The organism is Candidatus Jordarchaeum sp., from assembly GCF_052745115.1.
This window is the reverse complement of record NZ_JBRAKS010000294.1, coordinates 1-4898: the sequence shown is the minus strand read 5'-3', so window position 1 is coordinate 4898 and position 4898 is coordinate 1. Positions and strand designations below refer to the sequence as shown.

Annotated in this window: 5 protein-coding genes; 2 read left to right on the top strand and 3 right to left on the bottom strand. The window is 36.5% G+C overall.

The genetic code is table 11. The features are described from left to right. The first annotated feature begins 181 nt into the window (after positions 1-181). Positions 182-1255 carry a DUF1512 family protein gene (locus ACUVXA_RS16335; protein ID WP_445872350.1) on the top strand — a complete coding sequence of 358 codons (1074 nt, stop codon included), beginning with the start codon at positions 182-184 and terminating at the stop codon, positions 1253-1255. Between the two features lie 61 nt (positions 1256-1316). Here ACUVXA_RS16335 and hxlB read toward each other — a convergent pair whose 3' ends face one another. Continuing rightward, on the bottom strand, positions 1317-1928 hold the full coding sequence (gene hxlB / locus ACUVXA_RS16330; protein ID WP_445872349.1) for a 6-phospho-3-hexuloisomerase: 612 nt from the start codon (positions 1926-1928) through the stop codon (positions 1317-1319). A gap of 296 nt (positions 1929-2224) precedes the next feature. Between hxlB and ACUVXA_RS16325 the strand changes: the two genes are divergently transcribed. Continuing rightward, positions 2225-2695, top strand: a complete 471-nt coding sequence (locus ACUVXA_RS16325) for an OsmC family protein (protein WP_445872348.1) — start codon at positions 2225-2227, stop codon at positions 2693-2695. Between the two features lie 66 nt (positions 2696-2761). Here ACUVXA_RS16325 and ACUVXA_RS16320 read toward each other — a convergent pair whose 3' ends face one another. Then, positions 2762-3130 (bottom strand): YkgJ family cysteine cluster protein, encoded by a 369-nt coding sequence (locus ACUVXA_RS16320; RefSeq protein ID WP_445872347.1) that lies wholly within the window; start codon positions 3128-3130, stop codon positions 2762-2764. Positions 3131-3205: 75 nt separating this feature from the next. Then, on the bottom strand, positions 3206-4168 hold the full coding sequence (locus ACUVXA_RS16315) for an SDR family NAD(P)-dependent oxidoreductase (protein ID WP_445872346.1): 963 nt from the start codon (positions 4166-4168) through the stop codon (positions 3206-3208). Positions 4169-4898: the final 730 nt, after the last annotated feature.

The following is a 4898-nucleotide window of genomic DNA, read 5'->3' as shown; positions in this document are numbered from 1 at the left end:
GTGGATTCTGGAAAGGGTTTAAAAAGCTTATCGCATATTTTTCCAATAATTAATTTAATACTCTATTTGGGTATGATAGAAAATTTTGATGTTTGAATCTGTATGGAACTTGTGTGGTAAAGAAGTGAGACTGGTTAGGATTTAGTTTGAGATTAAATTATGTGTCTTAGAGGAGTTTTGTATGGATGGGCAATCTACTCTAATGGGCATTAGTTTTCTGATTTATTTTGGATTTTGTATTTTCTGTATCTATCAAAGGGAAATAATGTTGAGGTTAGAGTTGAGGAAAGTTAGGAAGAGTCTTAAAGAGATTTCTAAAATGGTTAAGGAAGCTAGAACCCTGATAATGTCGTGTTTTGATGATAGGTTGATGAAGGAGGAGAAGGAGGAGGGTTTCGATAAGATTTTGGATTACTTTATTATAGCTCCAATCGAAACTGATAAATCGGGAGTTATGAACCGGCTGGAATACCTGCTTGATACCGGGGACGAAACCTTGGAGACTTTGGTTAAGCCGTTGTCTCCAGACGGGGATTTAGAGAAGTTGGAGAATCTTAAACAAATGTTTAGGGAAGCGATAATTCTTAATAGGACTTTCAAAATGGTGAGAGAGATTTATCTGTCCAGTAAAAAGTCTAAAAGCCTTGAGACTATGATGCAGGCGACTATGAATCTTTCACTTCTTGTTCGGGAAGCGAAGATACGTTTTAAAGCTGTGAAGGCTTATGTGGATGCTCAGCCTATCGGAGAGAGTATTGGGCCTCTGGTGGCAGCGGAACTTATGGATGGTTCTCCTTTCGAGGTTAGGGATGGTGTTGTTGTTTCTGAGAAAAAGTATAAGGACTGGAATCTGGTAATAGTTAAACCTAAGGGTCCAGGGGCTAGGAGTAGAAATTTGGGCAAGGTTGTGGAAGCCAAAATTTTGGAGGAGAAAAAGGTAGCGGGTGTGGTTATTATTTGCGCTCAGGTTAAGCTTGAGGGGGAGAAATCGGTTATCGTAACACCTGCGACCGGTGTTGCTTTTGTCTCTGAACCGGAAAAATTCAGACTTGAGGAGCTGGCTTCCCAGAAAAAAATTCCGTTAATATCATTGATTGTGAAGATGTCTAACGAAGAGTATTTTACCAGGATGAGTGATGAAATTCGCGACGCGGTTCCTAGAATTATTGAAAAAATTGAGGCCACAATTGGTGAGTTAGATAAGGGAAAAATTATCGTAGTGGGATCAGGGAACACGATGGCGATTAGTCCTTAGTTTGACTTGAATTTGAAGTCGTTTTAATTGGAAATTTGTATCGGTTATGGTTAGTTGAAGTTTATTCTATTACGGCGTGGCGTTCTTGAAGGTCTTTTTCTTCTTTTCCTGTTTTTTCCATTAGTTCGGTTATTAATCCGTCTAGGAATGCGGACACGGTGGATTCGAATAGGGTGCCTAATGGTGTTAGCGGGGAGTGTTCTCCTTTTATTTGACGCTGGATATAATCATTTTGTTCCGTTACCTTTGTTCGACCTCTAACCTCAACCACCAGGTCGGCTAACTGAGCTAGAGGAGAGTCGGGATAAGAGGTGAGAACGACCAGGGTGGCACCGACATTTGTTTTGGCGATGCGGGAACTCTCGACCACGAGTTTGGTCCTGCCGGAGCCGCTGATTGCGATTAGTATATCTTTTTCCGTGACAGCGGGGGTTATTGTTTCACCAACCACAAAAACTTCAAATCCGAGGTGCATGAGTCGCATCGCAAATGCTCGAACCACTAATCCAGAGCGCCCGGCACCTATAACAAATATTCTTCTGTTATCCTTTAACCCATTAACTAAGAGCTCTACTAGTTGATTTACCTGAACGTCATTTATGTCGTTAACTGCGTTTGATATGTTCTCACTAATTTCAAGCATCGCCTTTTTTAGGGTTCTTGTCTCGACCAACGCTCACACCTATATGCTTAATACTTAATTGTTTCATTTAAAATACCCACATATTTATACTCTACGGTAGAGATTCCTGCCTAAAGAATAGATTTTCTCCCTAAAAAATAGACATGAAAATGTAAAGATTAAACTTTTGGTTAAGATTTGGAAGCATATAATGCGGAAATTTTATTCCCATTAAGATTTGGAAAATAATTTTTCTAATACTCTCTAGGTTAAATCGAAATTTATATTAAATGTTTATGATTGTCATTTCTAACCGTGAAACTTATTCTTAGTAGGAGGTTAACAGTTTGACTGGAAGACAAAAAAGCAAATTTTTCGAAGCAGATATTTGGTGGCAACATCAATTTAAGTTTAAAGCAGAACTAGACGGTTACCATAAAATTGAGATTGATGAACTGGAACCACATGGAACGGATTCGGCACCAAACCCTGCAGATTACTTGCTCTTAGCAATTGGTGGTTGTCTTTCATCATCATTAATTTTTTCAATAATCAAGTTTGATATAAGTTTAAAAAAGATGCATGCAAAGGTGAGGGGAAAATATACCCGGGTGAATGAAAGGGTGAGAATTGAGAAGGTGGATGTGGTTCTGAATGTAGAGCCATCCACAGAAAATGATTTAGAAGAAATGAGGGAATGGTGTATTTATGTATTTCGAAATTTTTGTATAATATCAGAATCTATAAGAAAAGGACTGCCGATAGGGGTAACTCTAAAAATTGGTGACGAGGAGATTGAGATTCCTCCCCCGAAATAGTAAATCCAATTTGTTAATTTTAGATTTTTTTTAAATTTAAGAAAACAATTTCTAGTGGCTCTTTTTTTAACGTTTTTGGGCTTCGTTTATCAGTTCTTTGTAAAGCTTCTTCAGATTTTTACAATTGCGTTTTATTTCACTCTTTGTAACTGTATAATAATTTGGACATTCCTCATCGACCAAACATCTCTTCCCATCGGGATCTAGTATAATGGGATAGTAAACGCATCCCTCCGGACGTGAGTTGTACACAATGCACTTATTCCTATAAAAAAAGCACTTACCATCTATGTTTCTGATTTGGTGGAATCCCTCAAGGGTAATAGTTACAAAATCTTTGCGATTATAACCCAAAGCTTCAAGCCTAGAAATGTCTTTTAAAGACAAAAGCATCTCGGTGTTATGGCAACATAAGCCACATCGACTACATTTCAACTTTACCACTTGATATTTTGAAAATAAGTCCGAAAATTTACACTAAATGTACATATATTTTATAAAATGAAAGTTTTATAGACTACCATATTTTTCAACAAGCCACTTGACGTATCTTCGTATCGCAGCGTCTATCCGCATTGTAGGTTTCCATCCTAAATCTTTGAGTTTTGATATACTTAGTAACATCAGGGGTACATCTCCTATCCAACCTTGTTCTCCACCGGTATAACTAAGTTCGACGTTTGTAAGTTTTAACTGATTTATAACCAATTTTGCAATATAGTTCACAGTCACCCATTCTTCAGATCCTATATTGAAAATATTGAACCCCCTTTCAATTTTCTCTGTGATATGAAGAGAAGCACTCACACAGTCTGATACATCCATATAGGATTTTTTCTGTTTTCCATCACCCAGAATTTCTAGACTTTTTGGCTCTTTTTTGAGTTTTTGATAGAAATCGAAAATAACTCCATGTAAACTTCTGGGACCTATTATATTGGCATACCTTAGGGATACTCCACATAACCCGTAACAGGCACAGTACGCGGAAATGTACATCTCAGAAGCAGCCTTTGAGGCTCCATATGGACTAATAGGCTGTGGGGGATAAGTTTCCGGAGTGGGGATTGCGTCGGCTAATCCATAGAGAGTTCCACCACTAGAGGCAAAAACTATGTTTAAAACATCATTTTTTCGCATCGCTTCCAGAATGTTGATCATTCCATTAACATTAATGTCAAAATCATAGACCGGGTCCGAAACGCTTCTTCGAACATCATACTGAGCTGCGAAATGAAAGACTAGACTAATATCATCAAGACAGCTCTCAACGGTTTCAAAATCTCTCACATCCCCCTTAACAAATTCAATTCGACCTCTATCAATATGATCCTGAATGTATTCGGTGGTAGTATTTGAAAGATTATCTAAAACTATCACATCACAGCTCAGATCAACTAGTCTGTCGACTAGGTGGCTTCCAATAAAGCCCGCACCACCAGTTACTAAAACTTTTTCACCTTTTACCTTCAAAGTCTCAGCCCCAAAACCATGCAGATACTGAAGGAAGTATTATTTTACTTTTGATAATAGACACTTTAAAAAACCTATCTCAATCATTAGAAATATCACTTTTAAACCAATTAGAATTAAACTCAGTTTTTGAAGATTAAAATTATCATAAAACAAAAACGGTTTCAGTACCTAAAAATAAACTAAAAATATTATCCTTCAATTCCACACAAAATTTACAACAGTAAAATCAACTAATCTAGTATAAATAATACAAGAAAATTTTTAAAGGAATGAAAGGGAATCATACGGGGACCTCTAGATGTGGCGCCCGCGTGATTCCCTTTTTTCCCTCCTCTTTGCGTTAATCGCATAGCTAAGCGTGATTTTATGAATTTTTAGGGGGGAGATGGAATTTTGTGTTTTATTTTTTGGTTGGATTATATAATGTTAAGTAACTTTTGTATTATTAATTATTCTTTTTTATATTTATATTTTTCGATTAGTAAATTTTAATGGGATAATCACGAATTTTTGTTTCTTAATGTAATATTTTTAAACGTTATTTTTTGATTTTTGCAGTATGAGTTTTTCAATTTTCAATATATTTGTTGCAAAATGTTTATTATTTTAATAAATAAGCATCCTATGGCAAGGCAGAAAGTATTTAAGGGTGATAATCCATTAAATTTTCCTCGTCATAGTGAGTTTTATATAGCTCATGAATTAGCACATTTATGGTGGGGTCATG